Annotated in this window: 14 protein-coding genes; 5 read left to right on the top strand and 9 right to left on the bottom strand. The window is 75.1% G+C overall.

Translation table 11 applies throughout. The annotated features are described in order from the left end of the window. Positions 1–62: 62 nt before the first annotated feature. Together GD880_RS16165 and GD880_RS16160 are read right to left on the bottom strand one after the other, a co-directional pair. Positions 63–2,657, bottom strand: a complete 2,595-nt coding sequence (locus GD880_RS16165; RefSeq protein WP_152232650.1) for an ABC transporter permease — start codon at positions 2,655–2,657, stop codon at positions 63–65. Then, entirely contained in the window at positions 2,657–3,430 is a 774-nt protein-coding gene (locus tag GD880_RS16160) for an ABC transporter ATP-binding protein (RefSeq protein WP_152232649.1), read from the bottom strand. The genes GD880_RS16165 and GD880_RS16160 overlap by 1 nt, the downstream gene beginning before the upstream one ends. Positions 3,431–3,742: 312 nt before the next feature. Here GD880_RS16160 and GD880_RS20870 point away from each other — a divergent pair, with 312 nt between their 5' ends. The 3 genes from GD880_RS20870 to GD880_RS16150 are packed head-to-tail and all read left to right on the top strand — an operon-like array spanning position 3,743 to position 5,893. Beyond that, complete coding sequence (locus GD880_RS20870) at positions 3,743–3,931, top strand: hypothetical protein (RefSeq protein WP_226909735.1); 189 nt, start codon at positions 3,743–3,745, stop codon at positions 3,929–3,931. 9 nt (positions 3,932–3,940) lie between these two features. Next, the gene (locus GD880_RS16155) at positions 3,941–4,465 is read left to right on the top strand and encodes a hypothetical protein (RefSeq protein WP_226909734.1); all 525 of its coding nucleotides are present in this window, start codon (positions 3,941–3,943) and stop codon (positions 4,463–4,465) included. Between the two features lie 54 nt (positions 4,466–4,519). Beyond that, complete coding sequence (locus GD880_RS16150) at positions 4,520–5,893, top strand: glutamate decarboxylase (protein WP_226909733.1); 1,374 nt, start codon at positions 4,520–4,522, stop codon at positions 5,891–5,893. 136 nt (positions 5,894–6,029) lie between these two features. Here the strand turns inward: GD880_RS16150 and GD880_RS16145 are convergent, their stop codons facing one another. The 3 genes from GD880_RS16145 to GD880_RS16135 all read right to left on the bottom strand — a co-directional run bounded on the left by GD880_RS16145 (position 6,030) and on the right by GD880_RS16135 (position 8,948). Next, on the bottom strand, positions 6,030–6,722 hold the full coding sequence (locus tag GD880_RS16145) for a response regulator (RefSeq protein ID WP_152232647.1): 693 nt from the start codon (positions 6,720–6,722) through the stop codon (positions 6,030–6,032). Next, entirely contained in the window at positions 6,719–7,999 is a 1,281-nt protein-coding gene (locus GD880_RS16140) for a sensor histidine kinase (RefSeq protein WP_152232646.1), read from the bottom strand. Before GD880_RS16140 ends, GD880_RS16145 begins: the two co-directional genes overlap by 4 nt. Positions 8,000–8,138: 139 nt before the next feature. After that, positions 8,139–8,948, bottom strand: a complete 810-nt coding sequence (locus GD880_RS16135) for an SOS response-associated peptidase (protein WP_152232645.1) — start codon at positions 8,946–8,948, stop codon at positions 8,139–8,141. Positions 8,949–9,200: 252 nt separating this feature from the next. On the opposite strand from GD880_RS16135, the gene ligA reads away from it, so the two are divergent. Then, on the top strand, positions 9,201–11,501 hold the full coding sequence (ligA, locus tag GD880_RS16130) for an NAD-dependent DNA ligase LigA (protein ID WP_226909745.1): 2,301 nt from the start codon (positions 9,201–9,203) through the stop codon (positions 11,499–11,501). A 10-nt stretch (positions 11,502–11,511) separates the two neighbouring features. On the opposite strand, the gene xdhC is transcribed toward ligA, so the two are convergent. The 3 genes from xdhC to GD880_RS16115 are packed head-to-tail and all read right to left on the bottom strand — an operon-like array spanning position 11,512 to position 16,284. After that, positions 11,512–12,354, bottom strand: coding sequence for a xanthine dehydrogenase accessory protein XdhC (gene xdhC / locus GD880_RS16125; RefSeq protein WP_152232643.1), 843 nt, complete (start codon positions 12,352–12,354; stop codon positions 11,512–11,514). 1 nt (position 12,355) lies between these two features. After that, complete coding sequence (gene xdhB / locus GD880_RS16120; protein WP_152232642.1) at positions 12,356–14,788, bottom strand: xanthine dehydrogenase molybdopterin binding subunit; 2,433 nt, start codon at positions 14,786–14,788, stop codon at positions 12,356–12,358. Further along, positions 14,785–16,284, bottom strand: coding sequence for a xanthine dehydrogenase small subunit (locus GD880_RS16115; RefSeq protein ID WP_152232641.1), 1,500 nt, complete (start codon positions 16,282–16,284; stop codon positions 14,785–14,787). Before GD880_RS16115 ends, xdhB begins: the two co-directional genes overlap by 4 nt. Before the next feature lie 307 nt (positions 16,285–16,591). Here GD880_RS16115 and GD880_RS16110 point away from each other — a divergent pair, with 307 nt between their 5' ends. Beyond that, the gene (locus tag GD880_RS16110) at positions 16,592–17,104 is read left to right on the top strand and encodes a GNAT family N-acetyltransferase (protein ID WP_226909732.1); all 513 of its coding nucleotides are present in this window, start codon (positions 16,592–16,594) and stop codon (positions 17,102–17,104) included. A gap of 3 nt (positions 17,105–17,107) precedes the next feature. Here the strand turns inward: GD880_RS16110 and GD880_RS16105 are convergent, their stop codons facing one another. Then, positions 17,108–18,391: a phospholipase D-like domain-containing protein gene (locus GD880_RS16105; protein ID WP_152232695.1), complete on the bottom strand. Its 1,284-nt coding sequence runs from the start codon at positions 18,389–18,391 to the stop codon at positions 17,108–17,110. Positions 18,392–18,475: the final 84 nt, after the last annotated feature.

Here is an 18,475-nt window from a genome sequence, read left to right as displayed (position 1 = left end):
GACCTGGCCACCTCACCGCATCTCGCCGGTGGCTGCGCGGCGGCCGCCACCGCCGCAGGCGGCTACTCCGCGGCCAGCGCGGCCACCGGCGGGGTGCGGACGGCCGAGCGGGCCGGCAGCACCGAGGCGAGCAGCCCGGCCAGCGCCGCGACGGCGCCGACGCCGAGGAGGGAGAGCCACGGGACCGCCAGCACCACGTCGCCCGTGCCGCCGAGGATCACCGCGGTGCCGGCCCAGCCGTACACCAGCCCCAGCACGGCGCCGAGCAGCGCCCCGACGCCGGCGATGAGGAGACCCTCGGTGGCGAGCACGCCCCGCAGCTGACCGCGGGTGAGGCCGGTGGCGCGCAGCAGGGCGTGCTCCCGGCGCCGCTCGATCACCGACAGCGACAAGGTGTTCGCCACGCCGATGAGCGCGATGACGACCGCCACGCCGAGCATCCCCACGACGATCGCCAGGAGGGTGTCGATGATCTGCTCGTACTGCTGCCGCTCGGCGGCGGCCCCCACGACGTACGGCACCGGGTCCGTCGTCGTCGTCGCCGCGGCCAGGGCGTCCTGGATCGCGACGACGGTGCCCGCGGCATCGTCACCGTCCAGCCGGGCCCACGCGCCGCCGACGGGCGCCGCCAGTCCCGCGCGGGCCAGCGTCGCGGGCTCCGCGACGGCCAGGTAGCCGCCGTCGCGGAGCACCCGCACCGTCACCGTCGCGCCCGCCGGTGCGTCGTCGCCGGTCGGCTGACCGGCGAGGGTGACCTCGTCGCCGTCGGCGACGTCGAGCGTGGTCGCGAGGTCGTCGCCGAGCAGCACCACGCCGTCGGCGAGCACCCCGAACGCGCCCGGGTCGCGCACGACCGTGGCCGCGTCTCCCGCCGTCAGCGCGACCACGGAGGTGTCGGTCGCCGCCGAGCCGGAGTCCAGCCACGCCTTCGCGGTGGGCGTGGGGATCGCCTCGGCGACGCCGGGCGTGGCGGCGACCGCCTCCAGCTGGCCGACGGAGAAGGCGGCGTCGGGGCCCTCGGGGGACATCACCGCCACGTCCACCGGGAACTGCGCGCTGAGCGCGGCGCCGAGGCTGGCGCGCGCCCCGGCCGCGCCGGTGGCCATCATGGTCACCAGGGCCACGCCGATGAGCAGCGCCGACGCCGTCGCCGAGGTGCGCCGCGGGTTGCGGGTCGCGTTGACGGTGGCGAGGCGCACGGTGGGCCGCCAGGCGCGGGGCGCCAGCGCCGTCAGGGCGCGGCCGAGGCCGCGCAGCGCCCGCGGGACGAGGAAGACGGCGCCGACCATGACGCCGGCGAAGGACAAGATGCCGCCGAGGACGCCGACCATCAGCGCCAGCCCGATCGCCGACATCCCGTCGAGCCCGGGCAGGTGGGGCACGGCCGCGCCGGCGCCGAGCAGGACGGCGCCGACCCCGGTCAGCGCGACGGCCGTCCACAGCCGCCCGCGGCCCCCGCCGCGGGCGGTGGGCGCGGCGGCGGGGCGCAGCGCCGCCAGCGGCCGCACCCGGGTGGCCGAGCGAGCCGGGGCGAGCGCGGCCAGCACGGTGACCACCGTGCCGGTCAGGAGCGGGACCGCGACGACGGCGGGGGTCACCGTGATCGTCGGGGCGACCTCGAGGCCGAGGTCGGCCCCGTGCAGCACCCACAGGGCGCCCTGTCCCAGCGCCAGCCCGGCCACGAGCCCGACCACGCTGGCGACCACGCCCAGGGCGACGGCCTCGAGCAGCACCGAGCGGTGCACCTGGCCGGTCGTCGCCCCGACGCAGCGCAGCAGGGCGAGGAAGCGGGTGCGCTGGGCGACGAGGACCTGGAAGGTGTTGGCGATGACCAGGCCGGCGACGAACATCGCCACCGCGGCGAAGCCGAGCACGAGATAGGTCAGCGTCTGGGTGTCGCCGGTGAGCATCCGGGTCTGCTCCTCGGCCTCCTGCTGGGCGGTGCGCACGTCCGCGCCGAGCTGGGCGATCTCGTGCGCCACCGTCTCCGGGTCCGCGTCGGTGGCGACGAGCACCCGGTCGTAGCCGGTCGTGTCGTCGGGGGCCCGCCAGCGCTCGAGGTTCGCCCGGGTCACCAGGGCCGCGGAGCCGGGGGCGGCGATCGCGGGCGGGTCGGCGAGGATGCCGCTGAGGACGAGGTCGGCGCCGGCGCTGGTCCAGGTCCCCCCGCCGTCGGCGGCCGGGTCGGCGGCGAAGACGTCCCACTCCGCCCGCACCGGGTCGCCCACCGCCAGGCCCAGCCGCTCGGCGCTGGCCGCCGTCACGGCGATCTCGGTGTTGGCGGTCGGCACGTGGCCGGCGACGACGGTGAACGGGTCGAGCCGCTCCGTCGCGGCCACCGCGGTGAGCAGCGCGGCGTCCTGCCGGCCGGCCGCCCGCAGCTGGCCGCCGAGCGTGGCGACGCCGTCGGCCGCGGCGACGCCGTCGAGCGCCGCGATCGACGCGACGGTCTCCGCCGTCAGCGGCGCGTCGGTCGGGCGGACGACGACGTCGGCGTCGCCGAGCGAGGCGGTCACCGTGCGGTAGGTCGTGTCGCGGATCAGGGCGCCGGCCAGCAGGGTGGCGGCGACGAACGCCGTGCCCACGACGATGGCGACGCCGGCGGCGGCCAGCCGGACGGCCGACTGGCGCATCTGCGCCAGGGTGAGGCGGAGCATCAGGCCACCCCGTCCAGGGTGCGCAGGGCGTCGAGCCCGGTGAGGACGGCCTCGGGGGTGGGGTCGGAGATCTCCCCGGCGATGCGTCCGTCGGCGATGAGCACCACCCGGTCGGCGTAGGCGGCGGCGCCGGCGTCGTGGGTGACCATGACGACGGTCTGGCCGAGCTCGCGCACGCTGGTGCGCAGCAGGGCGAGCACCTCCGTCCCGGCCCGGGAGTCGAGGTTGCCCGTCGGCTCGTCGGCGAAGACCACGTCGGGGCGGGTGATGAGGGCGCGGGCGATGGCCACGCGCTGCTGCTGGCCGCCGGAGAGCTCGGCCGGCCGGTGGCCCAGCCGCTCGCCCAGCCCGAGCGTGGCCACCAGTTGCTGCAGCCACGCCCGGTCCGGCTCGGTGCCCGCCAGCTCGCAGGGCAGGGTGATGTTCTGCTCGGCGGTGTACATCGGCAGCAGGTTGAAGGACTGGAAGACGAAGCCGACGCGCTCGCGGCGCAGGAGCGTCAGGGCCCGGTCGTCCAGGGCGGTCAGCTCGGTCTCCCCGAGGAAGACCCGCCCCGCGCTGGCCTCGTCCAGCCCGGCGAGCAGGTGCATGAGGGTGGACTTGCCCGACCCGGAGGGCCCCATGATCGCGGTGAACCGGCCGGCCTCGAAGGCGACGTCGACGCCGTCGAGGGCGTGGACGGCCACGTCGCCGGTGCCGTAGGTCTTGCGCAGCCCGACGGCGCGCACGGCGGCGCGGCCCTCGGTCGAGGCGGGCGGGGTCGGGGTGGTCATGGGAAGGCTCCTGGGTCGTGCGGGACGGCGCGCCGACGCGCGGGCCGTCGCCGGGAACGTGCCGGCCCCTCCGACGTTACGGACGAACACCGGACGCGGCGTCGGTCCTCGGTCTGGACCCCACGTCATCCCGTGGGGGGACACGGCCGGGAGCGCGGGGATCCGGCGGGACGCCGGGGTGGGGGGCGCTGGGGAGGGGGCCGCCGGTGCGGCCCGCTCACCCGAACAGGATGAGTCTCCTGCCGCGGCGCCGGGCGCAGCATGTGAGAACCCGGCAGAGGGGATCAGCATGATGGTGCGGCTGGGACCGGCATGATGGTGCGGCCGGTCGCGTTCAACGCGGCCATCGCCTGGCTGTTCATCATCGGGGCGGCGTGCTTCGCGCTGGGCGCGGTGCCGAGCTACGAGAACGCCGTCGGCGCGGCGGTCGACTCCGTGACGTTCTTCGTCGGCTCGCTCTTCTTCACGGCCGCCTCGTTCGCCCAGCTGCTGCAGGCGTAGACCCCGGCGATGACCGACGTCGACCTCACCGGTCAGCACGCCCGGCAGTCGCTGCGCCTACGGGGCTGGCGGCCCCGCGACCCGAGCTGGCTCGCCGCCGCCACACAGTTTCCTGGGACCCTCTTCTTCAACGTCAGCACCTTCGCCGCCCTCACGTACAACGCCACCGTCGCCGAGGAGAACCGGCGCATCTGGCGCCCCGACTTCTTCGGGTCGACGCTCTTCCTCGTGGCGAGCGCGTTCGGCATCGTCGCCGTCGGTGGCCGGATCCGGAAGGCATGGGCCGATCTCGTGCCGAGGGGCATCGCGTGGCTCAACATGATCGGTTCCGTCTTCTTCATGGCCTCGGCGGTCGCGAGCTATGTGCTCCCCGGCACGGCAGAGATGCTCGGCCCCCGGCTCTCCGGCGCCGGGACCCTGCTCGGAGCGCTGTGCTTCCTCGCGGGAGCAGGCCTCATGTTCCCCGCGTGGAGGTCGGCCGTGGAGTCGCGACAGCGCGCGCACCCCGCCGGCCCGCTAACCGACCCCGGATGACGCAGCACGGGCTGGGGCACCACGTCGCCCCGCCCTCGACCGAAGGAGATGTCCATGAGCGTCCTGCCCCACGCTGCCGACGCGGCACTGTTCGGTAACCGCTTCGCCATCGAGGAGGTGCCGACGAGGGAGTTTCCCGACGACGGCATGACCGCCGTGGACGCGATGCGGCTGGTCGCGGAGGACCTGGCCCTCGAGGGCGATCCCGCGCGCAACCTCGCGACCTTCGTGACCACCTGGATGGAGCCGGAGGCGCAGCGCCTCATCGCCGAGAACCTGCACCGGAACTTCATCGACCACGCCGAGTACCCGCGCACGGCCGAGATCGAGCAGCGGTGCATCCGCATGCTCGCCGACCTGTTCCACGCGCCCGGGGAGACGACCGGCGCCCGCACCCAGGGATCGTCCGAGGCGATCATGCTCGGCGCGCTCTCCCTGAAGTGGAGGTGGCGCAAGCGCCGGGAGGCGGCCGGGGAGTCGACGTCGAGCCCCAACCTCGTGTTCGGCGGCGACGTCCACGTCGTGTGGGAGAAGTTCTGCCGCTACTTCGACGTCGAGCCGCGGATCGTGCCGCTCAGCAGGGGCAAGTACACGATCGGCCCCGAGGACGTCGCGCCGCACGTCGACGAGAACACCATCGGCGTGGCCGCCGTGCTCGGGACGACCTTCACCGGGCACAAGGACGACATCGTGGGCATCAACGACCTGCTCGTGCGTCTCAAGGCCGAGCGTGGGCTCGACGTCCCCCTGCACGTCGACGGCGCGAGCGGCGGCTTCGTCTGGCCGTTCCTCTACCCCGACACCCCGTGGGACTTCCGCCTGGAGCAGGTGCGGTCCATCAACGTGTCCGGGCACAAGTTCGGGCTCGTCTACCCCGGCATCGGCTGGCTGATCTTCAAGGAGCGGGCCGACCTGGCCCCCGAGCTGGTGTTCGAGGAGAACTACCTCGGCAAGACCGACGCGACGTTCACGCTGAACTTCTCCACCGGCTCCGCGATGGTCCTGGCGCAGTACTACAACTTCGTCCGCTACGGCCGGGCGGGCTACGCCTACATCATGCGGAACATGCAGCTCAACGCGCAGGCCCTGGCGGAGAAGCTGCAGGCCATGGGCCGCTTCGAGCTGATCGGCGCCGACAAGGAGCAGCTGCCGCTGGTGGCCTTCCGGCTCGCCGGGGACCCCGGCTACGACGAGTTCGACATCGCCTGGCAGCTCGCGGCCGAGCGCAGCTGGATGGTCCCGGCCTACAGCCTCCCGCCCGACGCCCAGGACGTGACGATCATGCGGGCGCTCGTGAAGCAGACGCTGACCCGTGAGCACGTCGACACCCTCGCGCGGGACATCGAGGAGGCCTGCACGACCCTGGCCAAGAAGGGCGGCGCCCACGAGTCCGAACGCCAGAAGGTGGTCACCGGCAGCGGGCACTGAGCGCCGGGCCGGCGGAGGGCGGACCGAGCGCCGGGCCGGCGGAGGGCGGACCCGAGGGCGGACCCCGCGCCGGGCCGGCGGAGGGTGCACCGGCGGCCTCCGTGCGTCCGGCCGGAGGTCCCGGCCCGGCCGGGCCCTACGAGCCGGGGGTGACCAACGCGGTCTCGTAGGCGAGCACTACCGCCTGGACCCGGTCCCGCGCGCCGAGCTTGGCCAGCACGCGTCCCACGTGGGTCTTCACCGTCGCCTCCGCGACGTAGAGGTCGGCCGCGATCTCGGTGTTGGACCGGCCCCGGGCCATGAGCACGAGCACCTCGCGCTCGCGGTCGGTCAGCGCGTCGAGCACGGCCGGCGGGGCCTTCTCCGTCTCCGGCAGCACCTGGGCGAGGTGGCCGATGAGCCGCTTCGTCGACGACGGCGCGATGACGGCGTCCCCGGCGTGGACGGTGCGGATGGCGGCGAGCATCTCCTCGGGCGGGGCGTCCTTGAGGAGGAACCCGCTCGCCCCGGCCTTGATGGCCTTGAGCACGTACTCGTCGACGTCGAAGGTGGTCAGGATGATCACCCGCGGGCCCTCGCCGTCCGCCCCGCCCGTGACCTCGGCGGTCGCCGCGAGCCCGTCCATGGTGGGCATGCGCACGTCCATGAGGACGACGTCGGCGCGGTGGCTGCCGAGCAGGCGTACCGCCTGGGCGCCGTCGCCGGCCTCGAGGACCACCTCCATGTCCGGCTGGGAGCCGATGACCATGGCGAAGCCCGCGCGCACGAGCTGCTGGTCGTCGACCAGCGCCACGCGGATGGGGGCCGGGTCGGTGGTCGGGGTGGTCATCGGGCTCCTTCGATCGGGGGGGAAACCGGTGCGGGGGCGGTGGTCGCGGCGCCGAGCTCGGGCAGGGGCAGCTGGACGCGCACCCGGAAGCCGCCGCCGGGGCGCGGGCCGGCCTGGACCGTGCCGCCGAAGAGCGCGGCGCGCTCGCGCATGCCGACCAGGCCCTGCCCCTTGCCGTCGCTCGGCGCGGCGGCGCCGCGGCCGTCGTCGTCGACCTGGAGGGTGAGCGCGCCGGGCAGCCACTGCAGCAGGACGGTGATCCGCGCCCCGGGGCCGGCGTGCTTGAGGGCGTTGGTCAGCGCCTCCTGGCAGATGCGGTAGATCGTCAGGCCGGCGCCCGGCGGCAGCGGGCGAGACTCGCCCATCCGCACCAGCGACACGGCGACGCCGGAGGTGCGGATCTGCTCGACCAGGGCGTCGAGATCGGCGTCCACGGGCTGGGGGAGCAGGGCGGTCGCCCGGGCGTCGCCGTCGCGCAGCACGCCGAGGATGCGGCGGATGTCGGCCAGGGCGTCGCGGCCCATCTCGGCGATCGTCGTCAGCGCCCGCTCGGCGGCCACCGGGTCCGTGCGCGCGGCGTAGCGCCCGCCGTCGGCCTGGGCGATGACGACGGAGAGGGTGTGCGCGACGACGTCGTGCATCTCCCTGGCGATCCGCGCGCGCTCCGCGGCGGTCGCGAGCTGGGCCTGCTGGTCACGCTCGATCTCCAGCCGGCGGGCGCGCTCGAGAAGGTTCTCCAGCCGCTCGATGCGCCCGCGGCGGAACTGGGCGTACCCCCAGGTCGCCAGGACCATCCCGGCCACGCCGACGAGCGTGGCCAGGAAGTTCCAGAGGCCCGCCCCGCCGAACCACGTGGCCGCGACGAGCGCGAGCAGCACGGCGCCGAGCAGCGCGCCGGCGAGGGCGGCGCGGCGCGCCCAGGGCGGTCCGTACACGGTGACCGAGTACAGGGCCACCAGCACGAGGACGTCGGTGGGGACGACGATCAGCTGGTCCGACGAGAAGGCCGCGACCCCGAGCACCAGGTGCATGAGCGCGCAGAGGTAGACCGCCACCGCGGACGCGACCGGGTGGGTGCGGCGCCACGCCAGCGCGGCGGGCATGGCGATCACGGCGGCGGCCACCGCCATGGATGCCGGCCCCGCCGTGCTCCGGAGCGCCACGCCGGCCGACGTCAGCCCGACCAGGAGGAGGAGCCCGAGCGCCACCAACGAGTCGACCGTGGTCCGGCGCAGCACGGGATCACGCAGGCGTGCCCCCAGCCCTGTCCGTCCCATATGGCTCAGCCTACGAGCGGGACAGTGCCGTCCGGATCCATCGGGAGGTGGACGCCGCCGGCCCGCGGGTCATGCCCGGGGACGACGGGCGCGCGGCTCGTCCCGGCCGGGCGTGAGGCTCCGGATGGTGCGCGCCGGCTCAGGCCGCGACCGGGGCGACGAGCTCGGGCGAGTTGTTGCGCACGGCCCCGACGGCGGGCGACACCTCGTGCCAGGTCAGCTCGGGCGGGGCGGTCAGGGCGGCGAGCGCACCGTCGGGCGCGGTGACCGTCTTGTCGAGCCAGCGGTTCACCGCGGCACGGTCGAGCACCACCGGCACCCGGTCGTGCAGCTCGGTCATCCGACCCTGCGCCGCGCCGGTGAGCACGGTGCAGCTGAGCAGCCAGGGTCCTCGTGCGCCGGCCGGCGCCGGGGCGCGCCACCAGGAGTACAGGCCGGCGAGGGCCAGCGGCCCGGAGTCGGCGGGGTGGATGTAGAACGGCGTCTTCCGCGTCTCACCGGGCGCGGGCTTGCGCCACTCGTAGTAGCCGTCGGCGACGACGACGCAGCGCCTGGTGCGCAGGGAGGCGGCGAACGCGGGCTTCGTCGCCACCGACTCGACCCGCGCGTTGAACATCCGCGCGCCGGCGGACGGGTCGGTGGCCCACTCCGGCACCAGGCCCCACCGGGCGACGTGCATCTCGCGGCGCACCGCGGGCGGAGGCTGCTGGCTGGCCGGCCGCCGACCCGCCGGCCGCTGCCCGGTCGGCCGCTGTCCGGCCCCCTCGCCACCATCGCCCGACGGCGTGGCGCCCGCGGGCAGCACCCGCTCGACGATCACCCGGGCGCCGTCCGTCGGCGCGACGTTCCACGACGGCGGCAGCTCGGCGGCGTCGTCGTCCACGAGGGCGACGTCGAAGAAGTCCGCCAGGTCCTGGGCCTGGCGGAAGGAGGCGTACCGGCCGCACATGCCCCCAGGGTGCCACCGCCCGGTGACAGGGCGCGGACGGCGGTCGCGTCCCGGCGCGCGCGGCCCCCGCCCGCGCACCGCCCGGCGTCCCCCGCGCCGCCGCGCAGCCTCCTCTCGCGCCGGCGCGCGTGCCATCGGCGGCGGTGCGGTGGCGGGGCCGGTGTCGGTGCCTTGCGCCATGATGTGACGGTGAGCGAGACCAGCACCCCGACCCCCGACGACGCCGGCCCCGTCACCGAAGCCGCCGCGGCGGTGCCGGCCGCGGCCGCCGCGGACGTGCGCCAGCGCTGGGCCGAGCTGGCCGAGCAGGTCGAGGCGGCCCAGTTCGCCTACTACGTGCGCGACGCCCCGACGCTCTCCGACGCCGAGTACGACCGGTTGTTCCGCGAGCTGGAGGACCTCGAGGCGGCGCACCCGGACCTGCGCGTGCCGGAGTCGCCGACCCAGCGCGTCGGCGGCACGTTCTCCACCGAGTTCGCCACGGTGACCCATCACGAGCCGATGATGAGCCTGGACGACGTCTTCTCCCTCGAGGAGCTGCGGGAGTGGGCCGCGCGCGTCCACGCCGCCGCCGGGCGCAGCGACGTCGCGATGACCTGCGAGCTGAAGATCGACGGTCTCGCCGTCAACCTCCTGTACGAGGACGGCCGGCTCGTGCGCGCCGCCACCCGCGGGGACGGGCGCACCGGCGAGGACGTCACCCTGAACGTGCGCACCATCGCCTCGGTGCCCCACCAGCTCGCCGGCGACGGCCACCCGGCCAGCATCGAGATCCGCGGCGAGGTCTTCTTCCCCGTCGAGAAGTTCGAGGAGCTCAACGCCTCGCTGGTGGAGGCCGGCAAGGCGCCGTTCGCGAACCCGCGCAACTCCGCGGCGGGGTCGCTGCGCCAGAAGGACCCGCGGGTGACGGCGTCGCGGCCGCTGGACATGATCGCCCACGGCGTCGGCGCCGTGAACTGGGGCAGCGTCGCGCCGCCGGAGACGCGCACCCAGTGGGGCCTGTACGCGCAGCTGCGCGAGTGGGGCGTGCCGGTCTCCACCTACACCCGGCTGGTGCGCTCGCGCACCGAGGCCGAGGAGATGATCGCCTACTACGGCGAGCACCGGCACACCGTCGAGCACGAGATCGACGGCATCGTCATCAAGGTCGACGACTACGCGCTGCAGCGGCAGATGGGGGCCACCTCCCGGGCCCCGCGGTGGGCGGCGGCGTACAAGTACCCGCCCGAGGAGGTCAACACCAAGCTGCTGGACATCCGCGTCCACGTCGGCCGCACCGGGCGGGTGACCCCCTACGGCGTCATGGAGCCGGTGCTCGTGGCCGGCTCCACGGTGGCGATGGCCACCTTGCACAACGCCAACGAGGTCAAGCGCAAGGGCGTGCTCATCGGGGACACGGTGGTGCTGCGCAAGGCCGGGGACGTCATCCCGGAGATCGTCGCCCCCGTGGTCGACCTGCGCGACGGGCACGAACGGGAGTTCGTCATGCCCGAGCGGTGCCCCTCCTGCGGCACCCCGCTGGCGCCGGCCAAGGAGGGCGACGTCGACCTGCGCTGTCCCAACTCCCGCTCCTGCCCCGCCCAGCTCACCGAGCGGGTGGCGCACATCGCCTCCCGCGGCGCCCTCGACATCGAGGCGCTCGGCGGCGAGGCCGCGCTCGCCCTCACCGACCCCGAGGCCAACCGCGAGCTGGCGGCCGCCGCCCTGGCGGTCCAGGCCGGCCACGGCCCCGTGCCCACCCCCGAGCAGCTCGCCGTGGCCGAGACCGAGCTGCCGCCGCGCCAGCGCCCCGTCCTCACCACCGAGGCCGGACTGTTCGACGTCGCCGCCGAGGACCTGCGCGAGGTGCGGGTGTGGCGCGAGATCAAGAAGGACGGCGTGGGCACCGGCCGGTGGGAGCAGCGCCTGTTCTTCTGGACCACCCCGACCTACAAGCGCGACGGCACGGTGTCGAAGCCGTCCAAGCCCACCGCCACCACCGAGCTGATGATCGCCGAGCTGGACAAGGCCAAGGCGCAGCCGTTGTGGCGGGTCCTCGTGGCGCTGTCCATCCGCCACGTCGGCCCGACCGCCGCCCGCGCCCTGGCCACCCACTACGGCTCGCTCGACGCCATCCGAGCGGCCGGCCTGGAGGAGCTCAGCGCCGTCGACGGCGTCGGCCCCGTCATCGCGGCCGCGCTGCAGGCGTGGTTCGAGGAGGACTGGCACCGCGAGATCGTCGAGAGCTGGGCGGCCGCGGGTGTGCGGATGGCCGACGAGCGCGACGAGTCCATCGTGCGCACCCTCGAGGGCCTGACCGTCGTGGTCACCGGCTCGCTGGAGGGCTTCAGCCGCGACTCGGCCAGGGAGGCGATCATCGTGCGCGGCGGGAAGGCGGCCGGGTCGGTGTCCAAGAAGACCGACTTCGTCGTCGTGGGCGCCAACGCCGGCTCCAAGGAGGACAAGGCCCGCGAGCTCGGCCGGCCCATCCTCGACGAGGCCGGCTTCGTCGCGCTGCTCGAGGGCGGTCCGGCGGCGGTGGCCGACCGGGTGGAGGCCGGCGCCGCGTCCTGACGCGCCCGGGTCAGGCCGGCGCGGCCGACGCGCGCCGCTCCGGCGCCGGGGCAGGCGGCGGCGTGCCCTCGAGGTCCTGGAGCAGGCGGGCGGCGACGCTGACGGCGATGACGGCCGGGTCCTTGCCGCCGAGGCCCGGCAGGCCGATGGGGCACACGATCCGGTCCACGGCGGCGTCGGCGTGGCCTTCGCCGCGCAGCCGGTGGCGGAACCGGGCCCACTTCGCCCGGGAGCCGATGAGCCCGACCTCGAGGTCGCCGCGGCGCAGCGCGGCGTCGCACAGGACGAAGTCCTCGGCGTGGTCGTGGCTCATGATGAGCACGTGGGCGCCGGCAGGCAGGGTGCGCAGCACCGCCTCGGGGGCCGGGGCGGGATGGACGTGGACCCGGGCGCGGCCGCCGCGGACGTCGGCGAGCGCGTCGTCGGCGAGCTGCCCGGGCCGGCTGTCGACGAGGTGCAGGTCGAGCGGCAGCCGGGACAGGATCCGGGCGAGCTCGTGGCCGACGTGGCCGACGCCGAAGACGGCCACCGTCGGCCAGGCGCGCAGCGGCTCGAGCAGCACCGTCACCTCCCCGCCGCAGCACTGCTGCCCGTGCCGGTTCGCCACGTGCTCGTTGAGCGGCAGCAGCAGCGTCTCGGGCGCCTCGGCGCCGTCGCGCAGCATCGCCCGCGCTCGGTCGATCGCCGTGGCCTCGAGGTTGCCGCCGCCGATGCTGTCCCAGGTGCCGTCGGCGGCGACCACCATCTTCGCCCCGGCGTCGCGCGGGGCGTGCCCGCGCACGGTGGTGACGGTCACGAGCACGCCGGAGCGGCCCTGCTCGCGCAGGTGCTCCAGGGCCGCGAGCCAGTCCACCTCAGCCCCTCGACAGCGCCCGCGGGCTGGGCTCCGCACCGCCGGCCGCCACGGCGTCGCCGGCGGTGCCCGTGGTGCCTGTGGCGCCGTCCCCGTCTGCCGCGGTGGCCTGCCGGGCGGCCTGGACCGCCCAGAACACCGCCTCGGGCGTGGCCGGGCTGGCCAGCTCCGCCGACCGGCCAGGGGGACCGAACGCGGCGGCCGCCTCGCGCAGGGCCTCGCGGACGCTGAAGGCGAGCATGAGCGGCGGCTCGCCGACCGCCTTCGACCCGTACACCACCCCGCGCTCGGTGGCCTGCTCGAAGAGGTGGACGTGGAACTCCTCGGGCATCTCCGAGAAGCTCGGCAGCTTGTAGGTGCTCGCCCCCCGGGTGAGCAGCCGGCCGCGGCCCGGGCCGTCGGAGACGTCCCAGCGCAGCTCCTCCAGCGTCAGCCAGCCCGCCCCCTGGACGAACCCGCCCTCGATCTGCCCGACGTCGATGAGCGGGGAGAGGGAGTCGCCGACGTCGTGGACGATGTCGGCGCGCAGGAACCGGTAGGCGCCGGTGAACCCGTCCACCTCGACCTCGGTGGCGGCGGCGCCGTAGGCGAAGTACTTGAACGGCTCGCCCTGCATGCGGGCCCCGTCCCAGTGCAGCCCCTCGGTGCGGTAGTAGCCGGCGGCGAAGAGCTGCACGCGCTGGAAGTAGGCGTCGCGGACGACGTCGGCCCAGGCCAGGTCGCGGTCGTGGAAGCGGATGCCGGTGACCTTGCCGTCGGTGAAGCGCACGTCGTCGGGGTGGATGCCCAGCTTGCGGGCCGCCACCTCGGCGAGGCGCTCGCGGATCTGCTCGCAGGCGTTCTTCACGGCCCCGCCGTTGAGGTCCGCTCCCGAGCTCGCCGCGGTGGCGGAGGTGTTGGGCACCTTGTCGGTGCGGGTGGGCGCGAGCCGGACGTACTCCAGCGGCACCCCCAGCGCGGTGGCGGCCACCTGCCGCATCTTCGTGTGCAGGCCCTGGCCCATCTCGGTGCCGCCGTGGTTGATCAGCACCGAGCCGTCCTTGTAGACGTGCACGAGCGCGCCGGCCTGGTTGAAGGCGGTGAGGTTGAAGGAGATGCCGAACTTCACCGGCGTCAGCGCCAGGGCGCGCTTGGTGTGCGGGTGGGCGGCGTTGAACGCGGCGATCTCGGCGCGGCGCCGGTCCACCTCGGCGCGCTCGGTGAGCCGGGCCCAGATGGCGTGCAGCCGCTCCGGGTGGCGCACCGGCTGGCCGTACGGGGTGGCCTGGCCGGCCAGGTAGAAATTGCGGCGGCGCAGCTCGGCCGGGTCGACGCCGAGCAGCGGGGCGCACCGGCCGAGGATGTCCTCGATGACGTGCATCCCCTGCGGGCCGCCGAAGCCGCGGAACGCCGTCTGCGAGGTCTTGTGGGTCTTGGCGATCCGGCCGCGGACCTCGATGTGCGGGACGTGGTAGGCGTTGTCGACGTGGCACAGCGCGCGGGCGAGCACCGGCTCGGACAGGTCCAGGCTCCAGCCGCCGTCGCTGGTCAGCGTGGCGCGCAGGGCCACCAGGCGGCCCTCGCCGTCGAAGCCGACCTCCCAGGTGGCGTGGAAGGGGTGCCGCTTGCCGGTCATCGTCATGTCCTGGGTACGGTTCAGCCGCACCCGGACCGGCCGCCCGGTGACCGCGGCGCCGAGCGCGGCGACCGCGGCCAGGCCGTGCGGCTGCATCTCCTTGCCGCCGAACCCGCCGCCCATGCGCAGGCACTGGACGGTGACCTCGTGGCTGTGCAGGCCGAGGACGTGGGCGACGATCTCCTGGGTCTCGGAGGGGTGCTGGGTGCTGGACTGGACGAAGACCTGCCCGGCCTCGTCGACCTGGGCCAGGGCCGCGTGGGTCTCGAGGTAGAAGTGCTCCTGCCCGCCGATGGTGGTCTCGCCGGTGAACCGGTGGGCGGCGGCGCGCAGCCCCGCCTCGACCTCGCCGCGGCTGACGGTGGGCTGGTTGCCCTGGAAGCTGCCCGCCTCGATGGCCTCGGGCAGCGTGAGCAGCGAGGGCAGCGGCTCGTAGTCGACCTCGACCGCCGCGGCGCCGCGGCGGGCGGCCTCGAGGGTCTCGCCGAGCACCCAGCACACCGCGTGACCGTGGTACATGACCTCGTCGGGGAAGAGCGGCTCGTCGTGCTTGATGCCCGCGTCGTTGACGCCGGGCACGTCGGCCGCGGTGAGCACCCGGACGACGCCGGGCACCTCGAGGGCCGGCGCGGTGCGCAGGGCGGTGACGCGGGCGTGGGCGTGGGGGGCCTGGACGGGCCAGGCGTGCAGGACGTCGTGGGTGCGCCCGACGAGGTCGTCGGTGTACAGGGCGGCCCCGGTGACGTGCAGGTCGGCGCTCTCGTGGGCGACGGGCAGCCCGACGACGGGGCTCTCGGGGCGGTCGGCCAGGGACCTCATCGGGCCACCTCCATGGCGGGCTGGGTCTGGTCGAGGAAGCGCAGCAGGGACTGCTCGAGCATGGCGGTGCGGTACCGGGCGCTGGCGCGGTGGTCGTCGAGCGGGGTGCCCTCGGCCGCGAGGACGGCCGCGGCCGCCGTGGCGGTGGTCAGGTCCCAGGGCCGGCCGGTGAGCGCGGCCTCGGTGGCGCGGGCGCGGACGGGGGTGGCCGCCACGCCGCCCAGGCCGATGCGCACCGAGGCGACCGTCCCGCCGTCGAGCTCCATGGCGATGGCGACGGCGACGGAGGAGATGTCGTCGAAGCGGCGCTTGGCGATCTTGTAGAACGCCGCGTGCGGCGCCACCGGCAGCGGCAGGCGCACCGCCCGGATGATCTCCTGCGCGGTGCGCACCGTCCGGCGGTAGCCGGTGAAGTACTCCGCCAGCGGCACCTCCCGCTCGCCGTCGACCGAGGCGAGCACCAGGGCGGCGTCGAGCGCGAGCAGCACGGGCGCGGCGTCGCCGACGGGGGAGGCCGTGCCGAGGTTGCCGCCCAGCGTGGCGCCGTTGCGGATGAGCCGGGAGGCGAACTGCGGGAAGAGCTCGGCCAGCAGCGGCACCCGCCCGGCCAGGCGGTGCTCGATCTCGGAGAGGGTCAGGGCCGCGCCGATCTCGATCCGCTCGGCGGAGACCTCGAGGGTGCGCAGCTCCTCGAGCCGGTCGACCGCCAGGACGAGCGGCGGGCGGGCCTGACCGATGTTCACCTCCACGCCGACGTCGGTCGCGCCGGCGACGAGGCGCGCCTCCGGCCGCCCGGCCACCAGGGCGAGCAGCTCCGCGAGCGTGGCCGGGCGGACGAGCTCGGCCCCGTCCCCGGCGAGGTGGGTGGGGCAGGCGCCGGGCGCGGGGCGTTCCTGCCGGGCGTCGAGCGGGTCGGCCGGCTCGGGGGCGCCCAGGGCGTACGCGGCGTCGCGGATGGGCCGGTAGCCGGTGCACCGGCACAGGTTGCCGCTCAGGGCGTGCAGGTCGAAGCCGTTGGGTCCGGTGGTGTGGTCGGCGGCGTGCTCCGGGCCGGCGACGGCGGTGCCCGCGGCGTCGTCGGCGTCGGCGGGGGAGCGGCCGGGCCGGTAGTACTCGGCGGCCATGGCGCACACGAAGCCCGGCGTGCAGTAGCCGCACTGGGACCCGCCGCGCTCGGCCATCTCCCGCTGGACGGGGTGCAGCGCGGCGCCGGTGCCGACGCCCGGCGCGGCGCCGAGCCCCTCGGCGGTGACGATCTCCTGGCCGTCGAAGGCGGCCGCGGCGGGCAGGCAGGCGTTCACCGCCGTCCACCGGGTGCGCCCGGCGCCGTCGGGGCGGGCGACGAGCACCGCGCACGCGCCGCACTCGCCCTCGGCGCACCCCTCCTTCGCGCCGGTCAGCCCCTCGCCGCGCAGCCAGTCGAGCAGCCGCGTGTGGGGCGAGACCGCCGTGGCCGAACGGGTCTCGCCGTTGACCGTGACCCGGATGCCGCTCATGGCTCACACTCCTCGTCTACTGTTCCCGCTCCGCCCCGGCGGCGCCATTGCGCGCGGGCGTGCGAGGCATGGTTGGGAGCCGGCCCGAGCCGCTGGTTATCCATGCCGAACAGCGACTCGGTGTGACACGGACCATACATGGGGAGGGCCGACCGGCTCCACAATTGCGGAAGAAGTTTTCCGCCTGCCGGAGTTGGGGGCGCCGCGCGCCGCACGCTGCCGGTCCCCACGGGTGCCCGGCCGCGGGCCCGCAGCTGCCGGTCCCCAGGGGCCCGGGACGGGCGAGCCGCCACGCGATAATGGTCGCGTGCCGCACACCGCCTCGATCACCGTCTCCACCGTCCGTCCCGAGGAGCTCGACCGCGTCGGGGAGCTCAGCGTGGCCGCCTACCGCGCGGCCGGCATGGCGGAGGAGGACGACGGGTACGCCCTCGCCCTGCGCGACGTGGGCCGCCGGGCGGCCGAGGCGATCGTCCTCGTGGCGCGCGCCGGACGGGAGGTGCTCGGCACGCTCACGCTCGCCGCCGCCGGCACCGCCTACGCCGACCTGGCGCGCGAGGACGAGCTCGAGGTGCGCATGCTCGCCGTCGACCCCGCCGCCCAGCGCCGCGGCGTCGCCGAGGCCCTGCTGCGCGCCGCCCAGGAGTGGGCGGCGGAGCAGGGCTATCCGCGACTGGTGCTGTCGGTGCTGTCCGTGGCGGGCCCGGCCATCCCGCACCGCCTCTACGAGCGCGTGGGGTACCGGCGCAACCCCGGCCGCGACTACGTCGGCTCCTGGGACCCCACGGCGGTCATGTGGTTCTACGAGCTGGAGGTCTGAGCGCTACAGCAGCGGGCCGAGCCGGCGCAGGATCCGCTCGCCGATCTTCGACAGCAGCCCGCGCGACTCCCACTCGCGCAGGGTGAGCTGGCGGGAGTTGGTGAGGTCGGTGGCGAAGATCTTCTCCATCTGGGCGGCCAGGTCGTCGTCGTAGATCTCCAGGTTCACCTCGAAGTTGCCCGTCATCGACATGCGGTCGATGTTGGTGGTGCCCACCGTGGTCCACCGCCCGTCGACCGTCATGGTCTTGGCGTGGACCATCGCGTCCTGGAACAGCCACAGCTGCACGCCGGACTCGAGGAGCTGGGTGTAGTAGGCGCGGGCGGCCCAGTCGGCCAGCACGTGGTTGGAGACCTCGGGGATGAGCACCTTGACCTCGACGCCGCGGCGGGCGGCCTGGACGAGTCCCCGCAGGATGTCGCGGTCGGGGATGAAGTACCCCTGGGTGATGTAGATGCGGTGCTCGGCCCGGTCGATCGCCTCCAGGTAGAGCCCGCGCACGGGGAAGCTCAGCCGGTTCGGGGCGTTCTGCGCGGCGCGGATGCGCGCCTCCCAGGCCCGGGCGCCGCGGTCCGGGATCTGGGGGTGCCTCCGCTTGCGATGGTCGTTCCAGAAGTCGACGAAGGCGTTCTCCAGCTCCCACGCGCTCGGGCCCTCGACGCGCACGTGGGTGTCGCGCCACTGCGTGGCGTAGAGCGAGCCGATGTTGTACCCGCCGACGAAGCTCACCTCGCCGTCGATGACGAGGATCTTGCGGTGGTCGCGGCCGGTCTTGCGCAGGTTGAGGGTGAGCAGGCCCGGCCGGACCAGCGGGAAGCGCAGGACGTGCAGGGTCGGCAGCCGAGGGAACCGCTGGAATGCCGGCGGCACCACGAGGTTCGCCCAGCTGTCGAAGACGACGTAGACCTCCACGCCCCGGCGCGCGGCGGCCAGGAGCGCGTCCTTGAACCGCTGGCCGACGTCGTCGGACTTCCAGATGAAGGTCTCGAAGTAGACGGTGCGGCGGGCGTCGCGGATGGCCGCGAGCATGTCCTCGTAGAGGTCCGCGCCGAAGGTGTAGGTCGTCACCGTCGAGTGCGCCACCGGCAACGTGGCGGGCGGCGTGCGCGGGAACTCGCCCGTGGGCGGCTGGCGCCGCTTGCGCACCCGGTCCACCGAGACGACGGCGGCGGCCGCCGCGGCCTGGACCGCCACGGTGCCCGTCACGTACCAGCGGACGGCGCGCCACACGTCGCGGCCCTGGATGCGCTGCGCCCGCAGGAGGGCGTGCCCCAGGCGTGATCTCATCGGCATGGCGTCAACCTAACGGCTCGGCGCCCCTCGGACCCGGCAGCCGATCGCGCGCGGCCGGGCGGCCCTGACCGGATACTG

It is taken from the genome of Georgenia ruanii, assembly GCF_009193175.1.
GTDB classification, from domain to species: Bacteria; Actinomycetota; Actinomycetes; order Actinomycetales; family Actinomycetaceae; genus Georgenia; species Georgenia ruanii.
This window is presented reverse-complemented; position numbering and strand designations above follow the sequence as displayed.